The organism is Nocardia sp. A7 (assembly GCF_046549215.1).
In the GTDB taxonomy this organism is placed as follows: domain Bacteria; phylum Actinomycetota; class Actinomycetes; order Mycobacteriales; family Mycobacteriaceae; genus Nocardia.
On the sequence record NZ_JAJPWE010000001.1, the window covers coordinates 1 to 22,863 of the forward strand.

The following is a 22,863-nucleotide window of genomic DNA, read 5'->3' on the forward strand; positions in this document are numbered from 1 at the left end:
AGTTCCCACTGGTTGTCCGTCAGAACCTGGTGCCGATCACCGACAGTCTCCGCCACGGCGAACATGATGCCCGACCCGACGATCTATCGGGCGAGAACCGGCAACTCGATTGGGAGACACGGCCTAGAGGTCCTCTCTTCGGCAGGACGTGTTGCCGCAGATGCGGACCCAGCCTGGGCGATGTGCAACCTCAGGGCACGCGCGCCGACCCGAGCGGCAGCTCGACGAGATCGGTGACCGAGGGTCCTGTTGGTCGCGTGGATTGAGAAGCTCGTCCGTTACGCCCCACTGCCAGTTGTTGACGATATAGTCACATGTGATCTATACCTCAGTCAATAGTTCTGACGAAATAGTCAAACATGATGAACTGCTCCTCGCACTCGCCTGAACGACGACCCACCCACCACCGTGGCCGCAGCCCATCGGTAGGAGTCGTGGTCGGCGACGAGGAGCTGGACCGCCTTGTCCCGGACTGGACTGTTCTCCGGGCCCTGGGACGGCCAGCCTGGTATCGCCGCCGGCGGAGCCGGAACTACCAGCGGACCCCGGACTCGATCGGCACTGTAGGCGGTAAGCCCGGCGACACCGACGAACAGTGTCCTGACGGGGAGATCGGTGGGTATCGCTCGAAGTAGCGCCCGGTGATGTCCATTTCGAGACACACGCGAGCCACGAGGTCCCGATATCACTTGCGGGCGAGCAGGTTTCAGTCAGAACCGGCGTCGGCGATGTCGACCGAAGTCCCAGCATCCAACGGCACGGGCTTGCTGCAGAGCGCCTGTGCTTCACCACGCGGAAGTCCCAGAGCGACCAAGACTCCGATGGTCATCTCGTCCACAGTCTGGGCGCCGTCACGATCGGGTTGTTGCAGCAGCAGACGCCCGAGACCGAAGAGTGAACCGGAGACGAGTGCCATCGCCAGATCGATGTCTTCGACCACGAAGCGACCCTCGTTCACCGCGGCGGCAACGTCTCGTGCAGCACGCGGAGCGAGGCCATGTCCGGACTCGATGAGCGATGTTCCGGAGTGGATCAGAACGCGGCTGAGTTCAGGCTGCAGCCGAAACAATCGGCCGACTATTCGGAAGGACTGCGCAAAGATCTCAGCCGGATCATCGAGTTCGGTACCGAGCGAGTCGAGGTAGTCGCCCAACGACTCCAACGCGCTGTCGACAGCTGCGACGAACAGCTCTTCCTTGCTGTCGAAGTGGTTGTAGAACGAACCCATCCCCACATCCGCCGCCTGGGTTATCTCCAAGATCGGCACATTGAGCTTTCCCTCGGCGATGAAGCGTTGCCCGGCCGCGATCAGCGCCGAGCGTGTACGAGCTTTGCGACGTTCGAGCCGGTTCACTGCAGCGGGCATCTTCTTGGGTCGCCTTCTCACGGTGGTGTTCGATTGCCGCGATCTTATCGCCCTTCAAATCTGACGAATTCATCAGCACTGTTGACTGATCTCAAAGTCATGTGTGACGATATCCTCAGCAGTGAAGTCGAGCACAAGGGAGTCGTCGTGTCAGAGGTACATACCGACGGCGACGCACATCGCGGCATGCATGCGAATCAGGGAGCCCTGCCCGGCGAGCATCCGGGCCGCGCCAAAAATCCGATCATCAAGGTCCACGACCTTGCTTGGCTCGAGTTCTGCAAGCCCGATCTGATGAAGGCCGAAGCCTTCGCGCAGGCTTTCGGGTTCTCGGTCGCTTACCGTACGTCGGAGGAAATCCACCTGCGCGGCACGCAGGTCGGCACACCGTGCGTGATCATCAGAAGGGGAACCCGCACCCGCTTCGTCAGCGCCGCGTTCCTCGCCGCCGACGAGTCCGACGTGGTCAAGCTCGGCAAAGTGACCGGCCATCGGGTGAAACGGCTGCACGAGAGCATCGGCGGAATCGGCGTCACCTTGCACGACCGAGGTGGCCAGCCCGTGCGCGTCGTGGCCGGCACGCACCAACTGCCCCAGCTACCCGGGCAACATACCCACACGCTCAACTTCGGCAGGCCGCATGCCCGAGTCAACGCGACGCAGCGACCCCCACGCGAGCCCGCCCGCATCGAGCGGCTCGGCCATGTCGTTCTCTCACGCACCCGCTACCTCGAGAACCTGAACTGGTACCTGGGCCATCTCGGGCTGATCGTCAGCGACTTCTTGTATTACGACGGCCAGCGGCAACGCGGACCGGTGATGAGCTTCATCCGCTGCGACCGCGGCGACACCCCCACCGATCATCACACCCTCGCCATGACGCTCGGCCCCACCGACCGGTATGTGCATTCGGCGTACCAGGTTCGCGACCTCGATGCGCTTGCGGCCGGTGGCGAGTTCTTGGCCGACCGCGGTTATCGCCGTTCCTGGGGAATCGGGCGCCATATCCAGGGCAGTCAAATCTTCGACTACTGGCGCGATCCCGACGGCTTCCTCGTCGAACACTTCAGCGATGGTGACATGTTCGACAGCTCTCTGGAACCGGGTTGGGCACCGATGACAGCGTCGGGCCTCGCACAGTGGGGTCCCCCAGCGACCAGAGACTTCCTCGGCATCGCACCCGGCCGCCAATCCCTGCAAGAACTCAGGTCCATCTTCTCCTCGCTCCGCGAAGACAACGAATTCGACGCCCAGCGTTTGCGGGGCCTGCTGAAAGTAGCCAACACATGAGCATTTCCGTTCTGCGTACCGCCGACGCGTGGTGGGTACAGACCGCGGGCGGCGCCGTCCGAGTCGACACCGGCGCGACCACCACAGGCGAACTCCTGGCCGATAGGACCGCGGTCGACGCAGCGCGCAGCGGCACCCACACCAGGCCGGTGGACACCTTGGCACTCCTCTCACCGGTGACCGCCCCATGCCGCATCGTCGCTCAGATGACCAACTACGTCTCCCACGTCACGGATTCGGGCATGAACCCGAAGACCGTTCCGCTGACGTTCTTTCGCAAATCGTCCGGATCCATCAGCGGACCCGAGGACGACATCGTCAAACCGGCGCATGTGAAGCTGCTCGACTACGAGATCGAGATCGGACTTGTCTTCGGCGCGACACTGCCCGTGGGCACCGAACTCGATGACTCGAACATCGGTGACTTCATCGCAGGTTTGGTCATCACCAACGACGTGTCCGCACGCGACGTACAACTGCCCAAAACCCAGTTCTACGAAGGCAAGTCGTATCCGACGTTCACACCAGCGGGCCCGGTGTTGCTACTGCTCGAGCCCGGCGACTTCGACAGATTCTCCGACCTCTGTTTGACGCTGCGTGTCAACGGCGAAGTGCGGCAGAACAGCACGGTGGCGGACATGATCTATCGCCCACTCGAAACCCTGCGCGTCCTCACCGGATTTCAACGCATGGATGCAGGCGACCTGCTGCTGACGGGCACCCCCGGCGGAACGGCCTTGAAGGCACCTGCAAAGCCCATCGAGATCATCGGGTCGTTGATACCGGCCGCGCTCAAGTGGAAGATCTTCTTCAACAAGCAGACAGCGAATCCGCGGTACCTGCGAGACGGCGACGTAGTGGAGCTGACCATCTCGACACCGGACGGCGCGCTCGACCTCGGAATTCAGCGTACGACGGTGCGGTATGGGCACTGATCAAGACGGGATCGAGCACTACCCGGTCGTGATCGTCGGGTCGGGCCCGACCGGCATGACTGCCGCTTTGCTGTTGGCGCAGTACGGCATCGAATGTCTGATCATCGATCGCTGGGACGATGTGTACCCGCAGCCGAGGGCGGTACATCTCGACGACGAGGTGCACCGCATTCTGGGAGATCTCGGACTCACCGACGAGTTCGCGAGAATTTCCCGGCCCGGCCGGGGCCTTCGCTTGGTCGACCGCACCATCGCCACCCTCGCGCAGTTCGATCGCGACTCCGACCGTCTGCCGAACGGATTTCCGCAGTCCAACATGTTCGACCAGCCGGATCTCGAGCGCATCATGCGGACCAGGCTGGCATCCTCGGACGTCGCACAGATGCGCGGTGGGTGTGAAGTCCTCGATGTGGCGACCGTGCGCGATCGCGCACGCGTGAGCTACCGCGACGTTCGGACGGGTGAAAGAGGGTTCGTCACAGCGAGTTACGTACTCGGATGCGACGGCGCCAACAGCGTCGTGCGTGCTGCGATCGGTTCGAGAATGCGCGACCTGGGTTTCGAACAGCGGTGGCTGGTGGTCGACATCGCGACCGACGCCGATCTCGGGCAGTGGGAGGGCGTTCACCAGGTGTGCGACGCCGAACGGGCTGCGACATACATGCGCATCGGGGCATCGCGCTACCGGTGGGAGTTCCGCCTTCGAGACGGCGAATCCGCGGACGAGTTCGCCACGCTCGACGCCATCGTGCCGCTCGTGTCACCGTGGCTGCGCAACGTGAAAGATCCCGAACTGTCCCTGATCCGGACCACCGAATACATTTTTCGTGCCCAAGTGGTCGACAGATGGCGTGACCGCAAAGTCTTTCTGCTCGGTGACGCCGCACATCTCACCCCACCGTTCATCGGGCAGGGCCTGGGTGCGGGCCTTCGTGACGCCGAGAACCTGGTCTGGAAACTGGTCGCAGTCATGAGCGGAGCGCTGCCCGACGTCGCGCTCGACACCTATCAATCCGAGCGTAAACCGCACGCGACATCGATGATCGAACTGGCCGTCGCCATCGGATGGGCGATGACGAGTGAAGCAGCGGTCAGTGTCATGTTCCGCGAGCGAGTAGCGCCGATCCTCGGCTACATTCCGATCATCAGGTCCAAGGTGACCGACAGCGCCACCCCGCGCCTGTCGCGGTCGATGCTTGTTTTCCGCAAGGCGATGCTGCCGCGCGATCTGGCCGGCTCACTGTGTCCGAACAGCGTTGTCGAAGGCGGAATGCGTGTCGATGACCTCGCAGCAGGGCGGTTTCTCTTCGTCTCGGTGACCCCGCTCACGCGTGAACAACGTGCGGAGGTCGACCGACGTGGTGCCGTGGTATTGGAAGTACCAGCGACATCCGAAGTCGGCAACTGGCTGCGACGCGGTCGCGCGACCGCTGCGATCGTGCGTCCGGACAGAACCGTGATGGCAGCCGGACGATCGGTGCCGTCGCTGCACACTCGCATGCCGAGCTGCCCCGCCCTATCCAGCGGTTCCTCGCTCAGGAGTTCCCATGCCGGTTGACATCTCGATCCCTCGGTATCACAAGAACCTTTACAGCACTACAGCAATACTCGACCCCTATCCGCACTACGAGGCCTTGCGCACAGCGGGACCGGTGGTATGGCTGCAGCGCCATCGTGTCTACGCGATCTCCCGATATGCCGATTGCAAGGCTGTCCTTCTGGACGACGAGACCTTCATCTCAGGCAAAGGCGTGTCACTGAACCCCATTGCCAATCGCCTCGGCAGGGGAACCACCCTGAACAGCGACGGGGCAGAGCACGCCACCAAGCGGTCCGTTCTCGCGCACCGGCTGACGCCGAAGGCGTTGCGAAAGATGACCGATACTGTCGAGCACTTCGCCGAAGATGTGGTGGACAGGGCGGTGAAGAAGACCCGTGTCGACGGGGTCGGTGACCTCGCTACCGCACTACCCCTGTCGGTTGTACCGGATCTCATCGGCTGGCCGGCCGACGGGCGCGACGAATTGCTGCGCTGGGCCGGTGCGACGTTCGACTCGATGGGGCCGATCAACAGACACTCCGTCGGCGCGACAAAGGCAACCGCCGAGATGCTGGCCTTCGCTCATCGTGTCGCGCGCCATCGATCAGCCCTCGACGGCAGCATGAGCCGTGATGTCTTCCAAGCCGCCGATGAGGGCAAGATCGACAACAAGTCATGTCCGGCGCTCATGATCGACTATCTCGCGCCATCGTTGGACACGACCATCGGCGCGATCTCGAGCGCGCTCTACCTTTTCTCGCAGTACCCCGAACAGTGGCAGGCCGTGCGGTCCGACCCGGACCTGATCCCAAACGCCGTCAACGAAGTTGTCCGGGTGGAGTCGCCATTGCGCGCGTTCACGCGCACGGCCGCGCGCGATGCCGACGTCGGTGGAGTGAAGATCTCGAGAGGGAGCCGCGTACTGGTGATCTACGCCTCCGCCAACCGCGACCCGGCCGAATGGGAACGACCCGATTCGTTCGACATCACCCGTGATGCGGCCCGCCAACTCGGCTTCGGATCGGGTGTGCACGGTTGCGCCGGCCAGGGGTTGGCACGACTCGAAACCACTTCGATTCTTCGTGCGTTAGCCGGTCGCGTCGACCGCATCGAGTTGGCCGGCGAGCCGAAGTGGACTGTCAACAACATCATTCACAGGCTCGAGCACCTCCCCCTCGAGCTCGTTCGAGCAGACGGGACAGCAGCATGAAGATCGATGTGAATTGGGAACGCTGTGAAGGGCACGGCCAGTGCGAGGCAGCCGCACCCGACGTTTTCAGTCTCGACGACGACGGCGAATTGCATTTCGCCTACGACAACCGGAAAATCCCGGAGGGCGAGGCCATGGCGGCACGGTCGGCGATCGGTGCCTGCCCGGTCGCGGCACTCCGAGAGGTGCAATGAACGGTAGCGCTGGACCGATCGCAGTCATTGGCGAGTCGATAGCAGGTTGCACGCCGCGGGTGAACTCCGTGCACTTGCCTTCGAAGGTGGGAGCATGTCCTCAACTCGCCCGGCTCCGACGCATTCGGTCGGAACCTGTCCGATCTCGATATCACCGAGATCCTCCGAACCCTTCGAGACGCGCGGTCGTTGCGCTCCTCTTCGGAAGCGGCGTCGGCGGTAATCGTCGTCGGCGCGGGGTTTCTCGGGATGGAGATTGCCTAATGAGTTGCAGCGGGTCCACTCGGTCGACTGTTCAGGCAGACTCGCTATCGGTAGTGACCGGCGGGTGAGCACACATTGAGCCCGGACTTCGAGTCCTGAGCAGAGATCGTGCCCCAGCCGGTTGGCCGGGAGGAGAGGATCGCTGATGGGATGTCGTGCCCGCCCGCCGTGGTGTGAGCACTGATTCATTAGGTCGCCGACGTTTCTCCCGCACGCTGCCGGAACTGGTTGTCCAACAACGACGAACGGGAGCTTGTGGTGCTGCCGGTCGGAGACGATTGGGCATCGGATCATCACGATGTCGAACTGATGGATGAGTCCGGCAAACGGTTGGCCAAAGCCCACCTACCCGAAAAAATCGCCGGGATCACCCGCCTGCACACAATGATCGGCGAACACCTCAGCGACGACGAGGACACCGAGGTCAGGATCGGCATAGAAACCGATCGTGGCCCGTGGGGTTGCGGCGCTGATCGCGGCCGGTTACACCGTCTACGCGGTGAACCCGCTGCAAGCAGCACGGTTCCGGGAACGCCGCAGGGTATCGGGCGCGAAATCCGATGCCGCCGATGCCCATGTCTTAGCTGATATGGTCCGCACCGATGCTCACCAACTGCGACCCGTGGCCGGCGACACACCTGACGCGCAAGCGGTGCAAGGGGTCGCCCGGATCCACAAGACGATGATCTGGGAACGCACCCGCCACACTCAAACACGCTCTGCGGGAGTATTTCCCGGCCGCGATCGAGGCGTTCCCCGATCCCGATGCCCCCGAGGCCTAGGAACTGCTCGGCAAGGCACCAGACCCGCAGACCGCGTCCCGGTTGTCGCTCAACCAGATGCCGCGCTCAAACGCGCCGGTCGCCGTGGAGACCGCGATGAGAAAGCTGCGGGGATACAGGCGGTCCTGCGTGCTGAGCAGCTGGGCCGGGAACCGGTGATCGCGGCCGCATACGCGGCTGGGACCCCGGCCACGATCGCGGTGCTGATCACTCTATATGCGCTGTTCAAGGCCTTGCATGGCGAGGTCGAGGCCCATTTTTTTCCGGCACCCGGACGCTGAGATCATCTTGTCCCAGCCGGGGCTCGGACAGATCCTCGGGGCCCGGGTGCTCGCCGAATTCGGAGACGACCACACCCGCTACACGAGCGCGAAATCCCGCAAGAACTATGCCGCGACCTCTCCGATCACCCGCGCGACGGGGAAGTCGAAGGTCGTGGTGGCCCGGTTCGTGCACCAAGACCGCCTCGTCGATGCGCTACTCACACAGGCATTCTGCGCGCTGAAGGCATCACCGGGCGCCCGCGCCCTACTACGACAAGCAACGCGGCCGGGGCCTCAACCACAGTGCCGCGCTACGACATGTCGCCAACTGGCTCGTCGGCATACTTCACGGCTGCCTGAAATCCAGGACATTCTACGACGAGGCGACCGCCTGGGCCGCGCATGAATACCACGAGCCGGTCGCGGCTTGACAATTTAAAAGCTGGGATGTCTCTGCGCGTGAACAGTAGGACGTATCGCAGCCGGTGAGCCAGCCCTGCTTGCGCAACCCAACCCCGAACAGGGCCAGGAGAAATTCTGGCAGTCCTTGCGGTCGTCACCGGGCAATTTCTATTGAGCCATCGTCACGCAAATGGTGTGTCGCCGTGGATCCACCTGACCAGGCCCCTTCTAGCATCATGAATCGCAACTAAAGGGAGGTGCTGGGGGACCCAGCCGTTGAGTGGGTCCGGGTCATCGAAGACTGCATCAGCGAATAGCCTGGTGGAAGGGAAATATATCCCTTCCCGCGTATCAGCCCCAACGGTGAGGACTAAAATGTCGGACCGCGGATCGTCATGCTGGTCGATGATCCTTACCAGTTCAGCGCGCAGCATCGACTGGGTGTAGGTCTCAAAGTAGGCGAGCGCGAGGTCGAAACCTATTGCTCGCTGGAGGCCGCTTTGGACGCCCGGAGGCAAAGCTGCCCATGTGCAACCAACGCTTTTGCTGTCATTTTGGTTCATGACAGTGTTCGGTGGAATGGTATTGGGTAGCCGAGCCACGTAGGACGGAGCAACGAGGTCCTTGCCAGGTGGGCGGACGGCTTTCAAATGGTCAATCATCTGGTCGATCTCTCGAGTCCGAGGAGGGAGACGGTTCTCGTCCTCCATGTTGAACCAAACCGTTACCATGTATCCGCGATGCTGGCGAAGGCGTGACTGGAGCCGCCCTGATTGTCGGAACAGTTGATCCCGGAGTTGCTCAAAAAGTTTCCATCGGCCCACAGCATTGGGCTTCCCCTTCCGTGCAGGGAGGAGAAGTTGGGCGGTTTCTATGGCGTATCGACGATCCCCTACGTCGACGAGACAGTCGGGTGGGTCATTTTTATGCGGGCCGGGGACGACCTCGAAAGACGGCACGCCCCCCGCTGTCAAAAAGGCTTTAACGTCGCCCGTCTCCTGCTCCTGTTTGCTGCGAGGCGGTTGCCGACTGGTCGGCAGTTCGGTCGCCACAATAAATACAGGCTCTTGTGTTTCCTTCGTGACTCCCGCCATCCCGTGGAGTTCAAATTTACCGGAATCAGATTGACTAAAGATCACCTTACTAATGGTCGAGTCTATTTCGATCTTCATCGGGAAGGTAGCGAGTGAGGGGTGCGCCATTCCAGTCCAATCCATTCCAAAAATCTTGCTGCGGTCAGGCGATCAACTCAGAACTCTTCTTGCACAAAAATCCACATACAGTGGCACAAAGTCGGCGATTTCGTCGTCGTCCGGTCGATACCATTCTGGCAAGACGGACTTCATGACTGGCTCCGTTCGTGGATGCGGCTGTACGGTTGCGCAAGTCTCCCAAGAGATCTCGCAAGTCGCAAAGAGATTTGGTCGATTCGCAGCACGGGCAGGCTCGCCCCGGATCGGATGCAAGGTGCGTCGATCCGGGGCCCGATCGCACCCTCGCAGCAGGTCGAGCAATAATCGAACCTATGTGCGAATCGATCCGGCCCTTCCTGCGCAATGGGCGCTGGACGGAACCGGCTCCCCGCTACTGTCCGAACGGTCACCGGCTCGGTCCTGGCCAGGTGGTGTACTTACACGCCACCGCTGCACACCGACTGCGATCACTACTCATAACCGCGAGCCCTAGGGAACCCGTGCCCCACGCGTGCCCTTAGCCCCGGATCGCGGCGGCCAACAGTGGTCAATCACGATGACATGCACCCCGGGGGTATCACACGAGAAATCCCCCCGACCAGGTGTTATGTCGAGGGGATTCGGTGGTCCCAGCTGGTTTCGAACCAGCGACCTTCCGCGTGTGAGGCGGACGCTCTCCCGCTGAGCTATGGGACCGGGTGGTGTGTCGGGCGGGATTTGAGCCGCTCGAACGAGATGGAACATTAGCACGGAGGGTTGGGATGACACCAAATCGCCTTGTGAACGGGGGGTTAGGGCGATGGGGTGGGTTGACTCTGGGCCGCGCTCGCGCGCGTGTGGGCGCGAGCGGGCGATCGATGTCCTTTGCGGTGCCGCCGGTCGGAATTATCGATAGATGCGCATATCTACCTTCCATGATGTGATTGACGGCGAACGGCTGGGATCGGCCCAGGGACGTGGGCGACATGCTTGTAATTCACATTTAGGGTGATCTACCAGGCGATTTGTAGTCTGCCTCGCACGTCGGCTAATGTTCTCATCGCACCGCAGAGAGCAGCGAAGCCGCCAGGCTGAGCCGCTCCCCTCAGTGTGAAGTAAATGCGGATGTGGCGCAGTGGTAGCGCATCACCTTGCCAAGGTGAGGGTCGCGAGTTCGAATCTCGTCATCCGCTCGAGAGGTAGGTAAGGCACTAGCCCCATCCTCCTTTGTACGGTGGAGTGGCCGAGTGGTGAGGCAACGGCCTGCAAAGCCGTGCACACGGGTTCGATTCCCGTCTCCACCTCGCGCGATTAGCTCAGCGGGAGAGCGCTTCCCTGACACGGAAGAGGTCACTGGTTCAATCCCAGTATCGCGCACCACCGTACCGAGTCCGGCCCCCTTTCGAGGGGGCCGGACTTGTTTGCGTGGCGGTTAGGTCGGCGGATGCTGGTCGGCGTGCATGATCGCTGTGAAGGTCATCCGGTCGCCGCGGTACAGGGACCGGCGTTGTTCGATGGGGATGTTGTTCTGGTCGTAGGAGACGCGGTTCAGCAGGAACATCGGGGTTCGGGTGTCGACGGTGAGCAAGGCCGACTCGCGGGCGTCGGGTAGCGCGGTCTCGATCGTGTCGACGGTGCGCTCGAAGCTGATTCCGCGGCTGCGGATTTCGGCGTACAGCGAGTCGCGGTAGTCGAAGGTCTCGGCCAGGCCGGGGTAGCGGTCGGCGGGGAGCCGGGTGGTCTCGAGGCCCACTCGCGCACCGTCGGTGGTCAGTACGCGCTCGAGTTGGATGATCGGTGCGCCGATCTCGACTTCCAGGGTGGCGGCCAGCGATTCGTCCGCGGTCAGGTCGGTCCAGCCGACCAGGATGCGCCCGGCGCTCAAGCCTTGGGACTTGACCGCCTCGGTGTAGGAGCCCATCGCGAGCGGCTGCGAGATCTTGGGTCGCGCGACGATCGTGGTGCGGCCACGGCGTTCGACCCGGCCTGCCAGCAACAGTTCGCGCAACGCCTGGCGCACGGTTTCGCGAGCGACGTCGTACTTCTCGGCGATCTCACGCTCGGCGGGAAAAGGGTCGCCCACCTGCATGTCATCGAGCATCCGGTCCAGTCGAGCCCGGACGACTTGGTGTTTGAGCACTCGGGGTTCGGCGGGTGCGGTCATCGCTCGAGCGTATCAAACCGTGGTCTAGACCAAGAAGTCGATTGTTGTTTACCTGCCGCTTCCCCGGCATGCACGCCTTGGTATAGACCAAGGATCACCGTCACTGCCATGAAGATTCGCATGCGCCGTCCCGCCCTGATCGCCGCGACGGTCACCGCCACGCTCTCGCTCGCCCTCTCAGGATGTTCGGGCTCCGATTCCGACGCGGTGACCGCGCAGGGATTCCCCGAAACCCTGACCCTGGCGGCGATCCCAGCCGAGAACTCCACCGACCTCAAGGCCAGTTACGAGCCGCTGATCAAGGTGCTGGAGAAGGAGACCGGCTCGAAAGTCGAGTTCGTCCAGGCCTCCGACTACGCGGGTGTGGTCGAAGGCATGATCGCCGGCAATGTTGACCTCGCGTTCTTCGGACCGTTCGCCTATGTGGTGGCCGGTGTCAACGGCGCCGATATCACCCCGGTGGGCGCGGTCATCAAGGCCAAGGGCGCCAAGCCCGGTTATCAGTCCTACGGGCTGGCTCGCTCGGACGCGAGTTCGATCACCGGGCTGAAGGACTTCGCGGGCAAGAAGGTGTGCTTCGTCGATCCCAGTTCGACCTCGGGTTTCCTGTATCCGACAGCGGGGCTGATCGAGGCCGGGGTCATCAAATCCGGTGCGGAGGCGGACATCTCGGCTGGCATGTCGCCGATCTTCGCGGGCGGGCACGACTCCTCGGCACTGGCCATCGCCCACGGTGACTGCGACGCCGGGTTCGCCTTCGACACCATGGTCGACAAGACCATGATCGACAAGGGCGACCTGAAGGCAGGCGAGCTCAAGACGGTGTGGAAGTCGGAGATGATCGCCGGATCGGTCTTCGCCGCCAGCAATGCACTGGGTACCGCGGCCGTCGACAAGCTGAAGGCGCTGTTCGTCGACAAGGTGAACGTCCCGAGCCTGGAGAGCGCGGGCTACTGCACCGGCGACGCCTGCCGCATCACCGACGAGCGGGCATGGGGCTTCGTCCCCGTCACCGACGACGACTTCGCCGGTGTCCGCAAGGTCTGCACGGTGACCGGCTCCGAGAAGTGCAAGGGCTGAGCATCGTGACCACTGCCGAACCCGGCCGGGTCGTCGCAGGCGACGATCTCGTCATCGACGCGCGCGATGTCACCAAGCGATTCGGGAGCACCCTGGCTCTCGACGATGTCTCGCTCGACGTGCGCCGCAGCGAAATGCTCGTTCTGCTCGGCCTGTCCGGGTCCGGCAAATCCACCCTGCTCCGGTGCCTCAACGGGCTGCAACCAGTGAGTTCGGGCACCGTGGAGGTCGGCGGCACGCGCGTCGACCAGGCTTCCAAGTCGCAGCTGCGGGCGTTGCGCCGCAATGTCGGCTTCGTGTTCCAGGACTTCAATCTGGTCGGCCGACTGAGTTGTGTGGAGAACGTGCTCATCGGTGGCCTGGCCCAATTACGTCTGCCGCGCTACGGCACGCTGACCTATCCGGCGACGATGCGCGCCGAAGCACGCGCCCATCTGGACCGGGTCGGGCTGGCCGACCTCGCCGAACGGCGCGCCGACACACTCTCGGGCGGGCAGCAGCAGCGTGTCGCCATCGCGCGCACGCTGATGCAGAAACCCGGACTGGTACTCGCCGACGAACCGGTCGCGTCGCTTGACCCCGAAAACGCCGCCATCGTCATGGATCTGCTGTTCCGGGTCTGTATCGAGGAGAAGCTGACGGTGGTGTGCACGCTGCACCAGGTCGACCTCGCGCTCGGCTGGGCGCACCGCATCGTCGGCCTGCGCAACGGCCAGAAGGTGCTCGACCGGCCCGCGGTCGGGATGACCCGCGACGACGCGATGGCCATCTATCAACGCGTCGATCCCGCCGCCGTGGAACCGTCATGATCACGACGCTCGACAAGCCGCCGATCCGGCCACGACCCGACCTGCTGCACCTGGTGGCCCTGGCCTTTCTCGCCGCGACCCTTCTTTCGGCCTGGTTCATCGACTTCGCACCCGCCGCCCTGCTCGACGGTGCCGACGACGTGGTGGCGCTGCTGGAACGGATGCTGCCGCCGCGGCTCGACAATCCGGCGCGGATCGCCGACCTGGCAATGCAGACGCTGCTCATGGCCGTTCTCGGCACGGTGCTCGCCGCGATCGCGTCGGTTCCGCTGGCATTCCTGGCCGCGCGCAACACCAGCCCGCACCCCGCCCTCTACGCAGTGGCCCGCGCGATCATCACCTTCTGCCGCGCCATGCCCGACCTGCTGTTCGCCGTGCTGTTCGTGCGCGCGCTCGGCATCGGCGTGCTGCCCGGCATTCTCGCGCTCGCGCTGCACTCGATCGGCATGCTCGGCAAACTGTTCGCCGACGCGATCGAGGGCTCCGATCTCGGGCCACGCGAAGCCGTGCGCAGCACCGGTGTCGGCTATTTCCGGGAAATGCTCAATGCTGTTGTTCCGCAGGTGGTTCCGGCGTGGATCGGCACCTTCGTCTATCGGATCGACATCAATCTGCGGATGTCGGTGGTGCTCGGGTTCGTCGGTGCGGGTGGCATCGGCTTCGCGTTGCAGGACGCGCTGCGTGGGCTGATCTATCCGCGGGCGCTCGGGATCGTCGGGGTGATCCTGGTCGTCATCACCGCGATGGAACTGCTGTCGATCGCGATCCGGCGCATGCTGCTCGATCCGACGCACACCGGTCCGCGCCGCGACCGGGCGGTCCGGTTCGGCTTCAGCGGGCTGCTGATCGGCACGACTGTCGCCGCGTTCGTTGTCCTCGACCTGAACCCGGTGTCGCTGTTCACCTGGATCGGGCCCTCGGTCGAGATCTTCGGACGGATGATTCCGCCGGACTTCGGCGCACTGGGGGCCGATCTGTTCGAGGCCGCCGCCCAGACGGTCGCGATCGGTGTCGTGGCCACCGCGATCGGCGTGGTGTTCTCGCTGCCCGTCGGCATTCTCGCCGCACGCAATGTGGCGCCGAATGCCGCGGTGTACTGGGTCGCGCGCGCCTGGGTGCTGGTGGTGCGCGCCGTGCCCGAACTCATCCTGGCCGTGGTCTTCGTCGCCGCGCTGGGGCTGGGGCCGGTGGCCGGTACCTGCGCGTTGGCCATCGGGTCCATCGGTTTCCTCGCCAAGCTCGTCGCCGACGCGATCGAGGAGATCGAGCCGGGGCCGATGGAAGCGGTGCGCTCGATCGGCGGTGGCTGGTGGAAGGTGCTGTTCGCCGCGGTACTGCCACAGTCGATGCCCGCGATCGTCGGTTCCGGGCTGTACCTGCTCGACGTCAATGTGCGTACCTCGACGATTCTCGGCATCGTCGGGGCGGGTGGCATCGGATTCCTGCTGTTCGAATCCATCCGCACGCTGAACTTCGACGTCGCGGGCGCCATCGTGATCGTCATCTTCGTGATCGTCTACGCCATCGAAAGGTTGTCCGGATGGATCCGGTCTCGACTCGTGTGACCACCGCCGCGATCTGGGTCGGCGGCTCGGACATCGACCTGCGCCCGGTCGCGATTCCCGAGCTCGCCGACGGCGAGACCCTCGTGCGGGTCCGGCTGGCGACGGTGTGCGGCAGCGATCTGCACACCGTCACCGGCCGTCGGTCCGGCGCGTGCCCGTCGATCCTCGGCCACGAAGCCGTAGGGGATGTCGTCGCTGTCGGCGCCGGGTCGCCCGCGGCGGTCGGGCAGCGCGTCATCTGGTCGGTCACCGTCGCGTGCGGGGACTGCGCGCGCTGCCGGTCGGGGCGCACCGCCAAGTGCAGTTCGGTCCGCAAGGTCGGCCATGAGTCCTTCCAGGGCGACTGGCCGCTGTCGGGCGCTTACGCCGAGCACATCGTGTTGCCCCGAGGCACGACGACAGCCGTTGTGCCCCAAGGCCTTCCGGATTCAGTGGCCGCGCCTGCCGCGTGCGCCACCGCGACCGTCATGGCCACGATCGAGGCCGCGGGCGATCTGCGGGGCCGCCGCGTCCTCGTCGCCGGAGCGGGCATGCTCGGCCTCACCGCCGTCGCCGCGTGCGACGAGGCCGGTGCGGACGTCCAAGCGGTCGACATCGATCCCGAACGGCTGGTCATGGCCCCACGGTTCGGCGCCATGACCACCGACACCGATCCGGTGGATATCGCCATCGACTACACCGGGTCGGTGACCGCCATCGACGCCGCCCTCGCGCGGCTCGACGTCGGTGGTGTCCTCGTTCTGGCAGGCTCGGTCACCCCGGGGCCGCCGCTGCCGGTCGACCCGGAGACCCTGGTCCGCCGCTGGCTGACCATCACCGGCGTGCACAACTACGAACCGCGGCATCTGCATCGAGCCGTCGACTTCCTCGACCGCACGGTACGCAGGTATCCGTGGGACGAGGTCGTCGCCGAGCCGGTCCCACTCGCACAGCTCGGCGCCGCGCTGCGCCGGCCGCCGACCGGGATTTTGCGTACCGCCGTGGCCCCACGTTTGTAACCCAGCTCACTCTCGGTACGGTTCCCGAGTGTGCTCCCCTAGTATCGGCACACGGTATCGGCGGGCTGGTCCGGTGCGGGGCCGGCGGCATGGAGGGCGATCCAGTGAGGCAGATCCTGTTGTCGGCGGGGATCGCCCTGGTCGTCACCATTACGCTCACGCCGGTCTTGATCCGGATTTTCGCGCGGCGCGGGTTCGGGCAGGAGATCCGGATCGACGGGCCCGCCAGCCATCAGGCCAAGCGTGGGACGCCGACCATGGGTGGGTTGGCGATCGGGGCCGGGGTGTGGGCCGGGTATCTGGGGTCGCATCTGATCGGGCTGCTGTGGGACGCGCCGGGGCCGAGCGCGTCCGGGGTGCTGGTGCTGCTGCTGGCCTCGGCGCTGGGCGTGGTCGGCTTCCTCGACGACTCGATCAAGCTGCGCAAGCATCGCAATCTCGGGTTGACCGCGGCGGGCAAGTATCTCGGGCAGATCGCGGCCGCCGTGGTGTTCGCCGTGCTGGTGCTGCGCTTCCCCGGCGCCACCGGGCTCACGCCCGCCGGTCGCAACCTGTCCTATGTCCGCGACATCCACACCATCACCTTCGCGTCGCTGTTCTTCATCGCGTTCATCGTGTTGCTGGTGGTGGCGTGGTCGAACGCGGTGAACATCACCGACGGCCTCGACGGGCTGGCGGCGGGTTCGATGAGCCTCACGCTCGGCGCGTACGTGGTGATCACGCTGTGGCAGTACGACAACTCGTGCGAGATCAGCCCGGGACGGGGCTGCTACACGGTGCGCGACCCACTCGACCTGGCGATGGTCAGTGCCGCGGGCGCGGCGGCGTGCATCGGTTTCCTGTGGTGGAACGCGGCGCCCGCCAAGATCTTCATGGGCGATACCGGTTCGCTCGGGCTGGGCGGGTTGCTGGCCGGGCTGTCGATCACCAGCCGCACCGAACTGCTCGCGGTGGTGATCGGGGCGCTGTTCGTCGCCGAGGTCATGTCGGTGGTGCTGCAGATCGTGGTGTTCCGCACCACCCATACCCGGCTGTTCCGGATGGCACCGTTCCATCATCACTTCGAACTGAACAACTGGCCCGAGACGGCGGTGATCATCCGGTTCTGGGTGCTGGCCGGGATCGCGTCGGCGACCGGACTGTGCCTGTTCTACGGCGAGTACATGACCTCGCTCTAGTTGTCGGAGTCTGCGGCTACGCTGACCCGACCGAGCCAGGGAGGTCGCCGCTGTGAGTGCCGAGATCGTCGTCCAACCGGGTCACGATATCGCCGCCGACGTCTCGTTCGAACTCGAGGAGCTCGATGAGCTGGTCGGCGAACTGATCACCGACCATGCCGAACGCGCGGCCCGCGACGCGCGGATCGTCGCGTTGCGCCTCGGGATCGGCGGGCAGCGCCCGGAAACCCTCACCCGGATCGGCGCCCGCTACGACCTGGCCCGCGACCGGGTCCGCCAGCTCTACGCCAAGGCGGTCGGGCGGATCGTGCGCGAAGCCGCTCGCTCGGGACACCGGTCGGCGCGGGTGTTCGCGCACCGCTATCCGGTCGAGGCGGGTGATCTGCGCCTGGTGCGCATGCTCCTGGTCGAGACCTACGCGACCGACACCGACCTGGTGGCCATGGAATGGTCGTACCTGAAGCTGCGGTTGGCGGGCCACGAGCCGGGCGACGCCAAACGGGTCGCGGGCTATGTGATGCAGCGAATCCTGGGGTGGCAGAAGAAGACTGCCAGCATTCTGGCCAAACTGCATGTGCCCGAGGGCGGCGCCGACGCGCTGCTGCTCGATGACGTCGAGTGGTCGACCGGGTCCCCCGCCCCGCTGCCCACCGAATCGGCGCGCGTGGCCGACGGTGACGACGACGGCCGCGGACGGTTCTACTTGGCGAAGGCGGGCCGCGACGTGGCCTACGACTCGGCCATGGCGGCCCGGCTGCTGCGAACCCTCGACGCCGACCCGGCGGTGGCCGCGTTCCAGGAAGAACCGACCGCGCTGACGTACCGGTTCGGAGACGAGGAGCAGGTGCATTATCCGGCGGTCGCCGCGCAGCTCACCGACGGTCGGATAGTGCTCATCGACGTGGTCCCGTTGGGCCGCATCGCCTTCCACCACAATCGGGTCCAGACCGAACTCGGCCGCACCTACGCGCACGAGCACGGCTGGGGCTGGCTCGCCTGGACCGGCAGCGCGCTCGGCCCGCCCCAGCTCGCGGCCCGCACGGTCGACACCTCGATCGAGCAACGCCTGGCCACCGACCTGGAACAGGGCCCCTACGATCGGCTCGCACTGGCTGCAGTGAGCGCGGAGACCGGCCTGGACCTACTCGACCTGGCCGGTCTCGTCCTACGCAACGACTGGCAGTGGGACCGGATGCCGATGCGGCTCAGCGCATCACCATCGCGCCGACCATCACCGTGAGAACCAACAGCATCGCGCAGCAGGTGAGCCACTGGTACTGATCCAGGGTGCGATCCATCCGCCCGAGGCTCGCGCGCAGGCTCGCCGCGATGCGCTGCTGGGCGACGAGCTCACTGCGCAACCCGGCCATCGTGATGGCTTCGGCGTCGGCGATCACTCCGGCCCGATCGATCCGATTGTGCAGACGGCCGACCAGCCGCTGCTTGGCGCGGACGGCCTGGCGTGAGACCGCCAGCTGCACTCGCTGATCACGCAACTCGGTGCGCTGATGCTCGATCATCGCGGCCTGTGCCGCGGTGTGCCGTTCCCAGGTGCCCACGTCGGCCCACCCTCCTGTTGTGAGATCCGCGTGCCCCCAATGGATTTCACCGGTCACCCAGCCCGCGAGAAGATCGCGCAACTCAGTGCCGGCGCGCACCGGGGCGGCGAAACCGGTGTCACCCGCGGCGAGCATGCCCTGGTCGATGCGGTAGTCGGCGGCCGCGGGCTCGAAATCGGCGACGCCGACCGCGGGGACCAGCGGGACCCAGTAACCCTGCGGGCACACCCACAGCACATCGTCGATTCCGGCGGCCTGCAAGCGTTTCCGGTGTGCGCGGGCCGCGGTGATGTCGAGCGGGCCGCTGCGCACCTCGACCACGCAGCGCCGGTCGCCGCGGCGCCAGTAGATGTCGACGGGGATATCTTCGATTCGCGCGTCGACCTGGGCCTCGTCGGCGCCCGCCGCCGTGAGTCTGCCGCAGATCCAGTGTTCGAGACGCTGCGTATTCCATTGCTTCGCAGCGCAGTCGGGGCACCCGCAGCCGTACCCGGTGCGTTCGGTGACGGCGCGGCGGCTGCCCTCGGAAATCCCCAGCTCGTCGAGCAGCGCTCGGCGACCACACGCCACCTGTGTCTCGCTCAACCGCTGCGTCCTCACACCATCACTCCCTCACCATCGAACCTGCCGCAGGCGCACGCGCACGTCCTCCATCAGGTTCCCGCAGCCACCGAAAAGGCGCCAGCCCCCTTGACCCGCGTTCGGGTGCGTCACCAATCGGTGATAGACATCACATCGGCGACTCTGCTTGTATATCAAGCCATTTCATTGTGCCAACGTCGCACAATGCCGCCTATATCTTGATCATTTCGATACACAGACCCGGCCTGTTGCCTGTCCGTTTCATCCTGATTGCGAATCAGTTCGGCGCGTCGCGCAAGCGGTCGCGACAACACGTGCTGTTGCCCCGGTGGATATGATCGCTGCGGCCGAGGCGGGCACGCTCGGGCGACCACGGGAAGTAGGGTGTGCATGAACCACGCTGAGCACGACGAATCCATCGGGTCGATGCTGGCGAGTATCGCCGCGGCGCTGCGTGAAGTCAGCGACAAGCTCGATATCGTCGCCGCGCGGGTCCAGCTCGACGTGCCAACCTTCCCGGTCGACGAGGATCTGCCCGACCAGACCAGGATCAGGCGGCTCGAATCCTGGGCATTCTGTGCGTCACAGGACATTTCACGGCTGAGCTCGCGCCTGGACGCCCTCGACAACGGCGGTGAGTCCGATTCCGGCCCGGCCCGCGGCACGCGCAGCCGCCGCGAGGTCCGTGAAGCCGCGGAGGCGGCCGAACGCGCCGCCGACGGACCAGACGACCATCTATCGGGCCCCGATCCTTTACCGGCGCACCAGAACCGCGACGACGACGGTTCCCGCCCGCCGCTGGAACGCCGCAACTCCCCCGCCCGGCCGACCACCGACCATCTCGGCGATCCCACCGCGCTGGCCGCGACGCCGATCCCGCGCACCGCCGCGGCCGACGCGGCGACGCCCTTCGGCCAACCGGTCTCGTTCGACACCGATTCGTTCGCCGTGGCCGCCGGTAGCGAACACCGGCGACCCGCGCCCGCTCGGCTCGGCGCGACAGGTACCGGCGCCGGGTCCGGTGAGCGGGTCGCGGCCGCCTCGGCAGGCAACCCGTCATCGCCGAGCGGGACCAACGGCATCGTGCGCGGGGTGGCCGACGACATCGCGACCCCGCGCAACGGCACACCGGTGCCCGCGGTGATCGGAACAGTGCTGACGGCACCTGTCGGCGACCACGCATCGGGAACCACGGCGCAGACATCGACGAAGCACGCCGCCGCGGCGCACTCCGAGGACCGCGCGCCCACGTCAGGTCTGGACAGCACCACGGCCTCGGCAGCGGCCGGCACGACCCTGCCGGGGAGTGCGGAGCTCAGCGCCGTCGTGCGTGAAGGTGGGTTCAACGGGTTCGGGCCCGATTCCGGTGCGATGAAGCATGTTCCAGTCGAGGAACAGTCGACGCCGACCCCGGCGCGCATCAGAGATCCCCTGACGGCGGAAACCAGCCCGGATGCCGTGATCGAGCGGGCCCGTCCGGTCAAGAAGCCGACGGAGAGCTCGGCCACCGGCGGCGCCAGGCTCAGCGTTGCGTCGCCGGAAGAGCCCTCCAGCATCGGGAACGGTGCCGCACGGCTCCCGTCGGCGCACACCGCAAACGGCCACCCGTCCTCGGGATTCACGGGCGGGCCGTCCACCCCGAATGGCAAGCCGATCAACGGATTCGAATCACACTCCTTCGAGGCCGCTCCTCTACGCAACGAAACCCCTACGCCCACAGGTGAATTCCAACCTCGTCCCGACACGTCGGTGGACGCGCATCCCGTAGGCAACACCGCCAACGGGATCCACTGGTCCTTCTCCGAGGATCCGGCACCGCCGACACCGGACCGAAACGGGCACGCCCGCAACGGCTTCACCACCGACTCCGCGCGCCGCGCCGAGTCCCTCTTCGACGATTTCACCCCCCGTGACCGCATGAGCACCGGTGAAATCCCCGAGTCGCAGACTGTCTCCGGTCCGCCCGCACGGCTCACCCCGCCGACCGAGATCACCACCCAGCCGACCCCGGATCCGACGCGCACCGTCGGCCCGTCGCACGTCAACGGCTCCAGCGACAGCCCTGCCTACCCGGACCTGTCGAGCGCCGACCGATCGGCGAACATCGGCAGGCTGCTCGACCCCGTCGGCCTGACCGACCACGCGCCGCTCACCACCCACGCAGCGCGCACCGACCAGGACCGCCCGGCCGCGGACTACGATCCGCCGACCCTCGGCTTGCCGACCGGACGTGAATCGTCGACGAGCTCGCCCGATCCCCTCGAACGCCCTGTCGCCGACCCGATTCCGCCCACCGCCACCGACTCGGCCGGCATCACGGTGACCGGCACCTACCGTGCCTTCGACATCGAACGCGCCCACGTCGACAAGCTGCAGGCCATGCTCGACGAGCTGAAGCGCTCGGCAGGCCTCCCGCCGGGCCGCCGCGACGTCTTCGGCCCACCGACGCCGGACCTCGGGTAGACCGGACCGGCGAGCACCGCGGCCTGCGCGATCTCGGGCAAGGCGCGGCGACGCGCGTGCAAGGCGGCGCCCGTCAGGCGGGCGTAGCGAGCGGGACGAAGCCCGGGTCCACGTCCGGTTTCGGTTCGTGCAAGACGGCGCCGATGAGGTCGCGCAGGGCGCGATGACCCGAGTCGGCGGTGTTGCGCGGATGCCACGCCATGGCGACGACGGGGGCGGGTAGTGGCAGCGGGATCTCGAACATCGCCAGGCCGAGTGCGGTGCGTGCGGATCGGGACAGCAGTTCCGGTGCGGGGCAGACCAATTCGGTCGAGTCGAGGGTGAGGAGCGCTGTCGGCAGGTCGGCGACGGTGGCCACCACGCGGCGGGTGCGGCCGTGTAGGGCCAGGCGGTCGTCGATCGGGCCGTGCGTGCGACCGGTGGGAGAAACCTCGAGGTGGCGGGCCGAGGCGTAGGCGGCGACGGTGGGGCGGTCGGCGGCGAACGGGTGGTCGGCGGCGGCGACGCCGATCCAACGGTCGGTGAACAGGCGCTTGACCACCGTTTCCGGATCGGTCTGGCCGATCATGCCGACTTCGACGTCGACCCGGCCGTCGCGCAGGGCCACCGCGCCGTCGGCGGCATCGGCGGCCAGCAATCGCAACGTGACCCCAGGCAGCTGTGCGTGCACCGCGGCCAGCAGCGGTCCGGACAGCCGCGCGCCCACCGAATCACCCACGCGGACAACGAAATCGCGATGCCTGCTGGCACCGTGTCCGTCACGGGCGGTGAGCAGCGATCGTCCCTGATCGACCAGGCTCGCCACATCGTGGCGTAGCTCGAGGGCCCGTGGCGTCGGCACCATCTGTCTGCCGGAGCGCACGAGCAGCGGATCGCCGAGCACCTCGCGCAGCCGGGTGAGGGTGCGGCTCATCGCCGAAGTCGAGGTGTGTAGTCGCCGGGCCGCCTCGGTCACGCTGTTGGTGTCGAGCAGCGCGTCGAGAGCGAGCAGTAGGTTCAGATCCAGCGCGTCCACGCGAGGATTATCACCAACGCACCGATCGCCGC

17 protein-coding genes, 4 tRNA genes and 1 pseudogene are annotated in these 22,863 nt (G+C 65.6%); 16 read left to right on the forward strand and 6 right to left on the reverse strand.

All coding sequences use genetic code 11. The annotated features are described in order from the left end of the window. Window positions 1–706: 706 nt before the first annotated feature. The gene (locus ACLJPD_RS00005) at window positions 707–1,366 is read right to left on the reverse strand and encodes a TetR/AcrR family transcriptional regulator (RefSeq protein ID WP_410869589.1); all 660 of its coding nucleotides are present in this window, start codon (window positions 1,364–1,366) and stop codon (window positions 707–709) included. A 186-nt stretch (window positions 1,367–1,552) separates the two neighbouring features. On the opposite strand from ACLJPD_RS00005, the gene ACLJPD_RS00010 reads away from it, so the two are divergent. The 6 genes and pseudogenes from ACLJPD_RS00010 (at window position 1,553) to ACLJPD_RS00035 (ending at window position 8,275) form a co-directional block, all read left to right on the forward strand. Beyond that, window positions 1,553–2,656 (forward strand): VOC family protein, encoded by a 1,104-nt coding sequence (locus ACLJPD_RS00010; protein WP_410871862.1) that lies wholly within the window; start codon window positions 1,553–1,555, stop codon window positions 2,654–2,656. Further along, a complete protein-coding gene (locus ACLJPD_RS00015; protein ID WP_410869590.1) occupies window positions 2,653–3,591 on the forward strand; it encodes a fumarylacetoacetate hydrolase family protein in 939 nt (312 codons plus the stop codon). Before ACLJPD_RS00010 ends, ACLJPD_RS00015 begins: the two co-directional genes overlap by 4 nt. Next, window positions 3,581–5,149, forward strand: a complete 1,569-nt coding sequence (locus tag ACLJPD_RS00020) for a bifunctional 3-(3-hydroxy-phenyl)propionate/3-hydroxycinnamic acid hydroxylase (protein WP_410869591.1) — start codon at window positions 3,581–3,583, stop codon at window positions 5,147–5,149. Before ACLJPD_RS00015 ends, ACLJPD_RS00020 begins: the two co-directional genes overlap by 11 nt. Then, entirely contained in the window at window positions 5,139–6,341 is a 1,203-nt protein-coding gene (locus ACLJPD_RS00025) for a cytochrome P450 (protein ID WP_410869592.1), read from the forward strand. Before ACLJPD_RS00020 ends, ACLJPD_RS00025 begins: the two co-directional genes overlap by 11 nt. Next, the gene (locus ACLJPD_RS00030; protein WP_410869593.1) at window positions 6,338–6,535 is read left to right on the forward strand and encodes a ferredoxin; all 198 of its coding nucleotides are present in this window, start codon (window positions 6,338–6,340) and stop codon (window positions 6,533–6,535) included. Before ACLJPD_RS00025 ends, ACLJPD_RS00030 begins: the two co-directional genes overlap by 4 nt. A 522-nt stretch (window positions 6,536–7,057) precedes the next feature. Further along, window positions 7,058–8,275: pseudogene (locus ACLJPD_RS00035) on the forward strand (IS110 family transposase). Between the two features lie 153 nt (window positions 8,276–8,428). On the opposite strand, the gene ACLJPD_RS00040 reads toward ACLJPD_RS00035, so the two are convergent. Both ACLJPD_RS00040 and ACLJPD_RS00045 read right to left on the reverse strand, forming a co-directional pair. Next, a complete protein-coding gene (locus ACLJPD_RS00040) occupies window positions 8,429–9,463 on the reverse strand; it encodes a hypothetical protein (protein WP_410869594.1) in 1,035 nt (344 codons plus the stop codon). A 600-nt stretch (window positions 9,464–10,063) separates the two neighbouring features. Continuing rightward, window positions 10,064–10,135: transfer RNA gene (locus ACLJPD_RS00045), tRNA-Val, on the reverse strand. A gap of 404 nt (window positions 10,136–10,539) precedes the next feature. Between ACLJPD_RS00045 and ACLJPD_RS00050 the strand changes: the two genes are divergently transcribed. From ACLJPD_RS00050 to ACLJPD_RS00060, 3 genes are all read left to right on the forward strand, one after another. Then, window positions 10,540–10,611 (forward strand) — tRNA-Gly (locus ACLJPD_RS00050). Between the two features lie 40 nt (window positions 10,612–10,651). Beyond that, a tRNA-Cys gene (locus ACLJPD_RS00055) sits at window positions 10,652–10,722 on the forward strand. A gap of 1 nt (window position 10,723) precedes the next feature. Next, window positions 10,724–10,798, forward strand: a tRNA-Val gene (locus ACLJPD_RS00060). 52 nt (window positions 10,799–10,850) lie between these two features. Here the strand turns inward: ACLJPD_RS00060 and ACLJPD_RS00065 are convergent. Continuing rightward, window positions 10,851–11,582 (reverse strand): GntR family transcriptional regulator, encoded by a 732-nt coding sequence (locus ACLJPD_RS00065; protein WP_410869595.1) that lies wholly within the window; start codon window positions 11,580–11,582, stop codon window positions 10,851–10,853. Between the two features lie 108 nt (window positions 11,583–11,690). Here ACLJPD_RS00065 and ACLJPD_RS00070 point away from each other — a divergent pair, with 108 nt between their 5' ends. From ACLJPD_RS00070 to ACLJPD_RS00095, 6 genes are all read left to right on the forward strand, one after another. Further along, complete coding sequence (locus tag ACLJPD_RS00070; protein ID WP_410869596.1) at window positions 11,691–12,662, forward strand: phosphate/phosphite/phosphonate ABC transporter substrate-binding protein; 972 nt, start codon at window positions 11,691–11,693, stop codon at window positions 12,660–12,662. 5 nt (window positions 12,663–12,667) lie between these two features. Then, window positions 12,668–13,471 carry a phosphonate ABC transporter ATP-binding protein gene (phnC, locus tag ACLJPD_RS00075; RefSeq protein ID WP_410869597.1) on the forward strand — a complete coding sequence of 268 codons (804 nt, stop codon included), beginning with the start codon at window positions 12,668–12,670 and terminating at the stop codon, window positions 13,469–13,471. Beyond that, the gene (phnE, locus tag ACLJPD_RS00080) at window positions 13,468–15,036 is read left to right on the forward strand and encodes a phosphonate ABC transporter, permease protein PhnE (protein WP_410869598.1); all 1,569 of its coding nucleotides are present in this window, start codon (window positions 13,468–13,470) and stop codon (window positions 15,034–15,036) included. Before phnC ends, phnE begins: the two co-directional genes overlap by 4 nt. After that, complete coding sequence (locus tag ACLJPD_RS00085; protein ID WP_410869599.1) at window positions 15,012–16,034, forward strand: zinc-binding dehydrogenase; 1,023 nt, start codon at window positions 15,012–15,014, stop codon at window positions 16,032–16,034. The genes phnE and ACLJPD_RS00085 overlap by 25 nt, the downstream gene beginning before the upstream one ends. Window positions 16,035–16,138: 104 nt before the next feature. Continuing rightward, window positions 16,139–17,212, forward strand: a complete 1,074-nt coding sequence (mraY, locus tag ACLJPD_RS00090) for a phospho-N-acetylmuramoyl-pentapeptide-transferase (RefSeq protein ID WP_410869600.1) — start codon at window positions 16,139–16,141, stop codon at window positions 17,210–17,212. Window positions 17,213–17,264: 52 nt separating this feature from the next. Continuing rightward, window positions 17,265–18,452 carry a hypothetical protein gene (locus ACLJPD_RS00095; RefSeq protein WP_410869601.1) on the forward strand — a complete coding sequence of 396 codons (1,188 nt, stop codon included), beginning with the start codon at window positions 17,265–17,267 and terminating at the stop codon, window positions 18,450–18,452. Here the strand turns inward: ACLJPD_RS00095 and ACLJPD_RS00100 are convergent. Beyond that, complete coding sequence (locus ACLJPD_RS00100; protein ID WP_410869602.1) at window positions 18,418–19,356, reverse strand: hypothetical protein; 939 nt, start codon at window positions 19,354–19,356, stop codon at window positions 18,418–18,420. The genes ACLJPD_RS00095 and ACLJPD_RS00100 overlap by 35 nt on opposite strands. Before the next feature lie 387 nt (window positions 19,357–19,743). On the opposite strand from ACLJPD_RS00100, the gene ACLJPD_RS00105 reads away from it, so the two are divergent. Then, entirely contained in the window at window positions 19,744–21,816 is a 2,073-nt protein-coding gene (locus tag ACLJPD_RS00105; RefSeq protein WP_410869603.1) for a hypothetical protein, read from the forward strand. 73 nt (window positions 21,817–21,889) lie between these two features. Here ACLJPD_RS00105 and ACLJPD_RS00110 read toward each other — a convergent pair whose 3' ends face one another. Then, window positions 21,890–22,831, reverse strand: a complete 942-nt coding sequence (locus tag ACLJPD_RS00110) for a LysR family transcriptional regulator (RefSeq protein ID WP_410869604.1) — start codon at window positions 22,829–22,831, stop codon at window positions 21,890–21,892. Window positions 22,832–22,863: the final 32 nt, after the last annotated feature.

What these genes read in the sequence shown, in the direction of transcription:
- ACLJPD_RS00005 (WP_410869589.1), bottom strand. Translation starts at nt 1,366, where the DNA reads ATGCCCGCTGCAGTGAACCGGCTCGAACGTCGCAAAGCTCGTACACGC.
- ACLJPD_RS00010 (WP_410871862.1), top strand. Translation starts at nt 1,553, where the DNA reads ATGCATGCGAATCAGGGAGCCCTGCCCGGCGAGCATCCGGGCCGCGCC.
- ACLJPD_RS00015 (WP_410869590.1), top strand. Translation starts at nt 2,653, where the DNA reads ATGAGCATTTCCGTTCTGCGTACCGCCGACGCGTGGTGGGTACAGACC.
- ACLJPD_RS00020 (WP_410869591.1), top strand. Translation starts at nt 3,581, where the DNA reads ATGGGCACTGATCAAGACGGGATCGAGCACTACCCGGTCGTGATCGTC.
- ACLJPD_RS00025 (WP_410869592.1), top strand. Translation starts at nt 5,139, where the DNA reads ATGCCGGTTGACATCTCGATCCCTCGGTATCACAAGAACCTTTACAGC.
- ACLJPD_RS00030 (WP_410869593.1), top strand. Translation starts at nt 6,338, where the DNA reads ATGAAGATCGATGTGAATTGGGAACGCTGTGAAGGGCACGGCCAGTGC.
- ACLJPD_RS00040 (WP_410869594.1), bottom strand. Translation starts at nt 9,463, where the DNA reads ATGGATTGGACTGGAATGGCGCACCCCTCACTCGCTACCTTCCCGATG.
- ACLJPD_RS00065 (WP_410869595.1), bottom strand. Translation starts at nt 11,582, where the DNA reads ATGACCGCACCCGCCGAACCCCGAGTGCTCAAACACCAAGTCGTCCGG.
- ACLJPD_RS00070 (WP_410869596.1), top strand. Translation starts at nt 11,691, where the DNA reads ATGAAGATTCGCATGCGCCGTCCCGCCCTGATCGCCGCGACGGTCACC.
- phnE (WP_410869598.1), top strand. Translation starts at nt 13,468, where the DNA reads ATGATCACGACGCTCGACAAGCCGCCGATCCGGCCACGACCCGACCTG.
- ACLJPD_RS00085 (WP_410869599.1), top strand. Translation starts at nt 15,012, where the DNA reads ATGGATCCGGTCTCGACTCGTGTGACCACCGCCGCGATCTGGGTCGGC.
- ACLJPD_RS00105 (WP_410869603.1), top strand. Translation starts at nt 19,744, where the DNA reads ATGAACCACGCTGAGCACGACGAATCCATCGGGTCGATGCTGGCGAGT.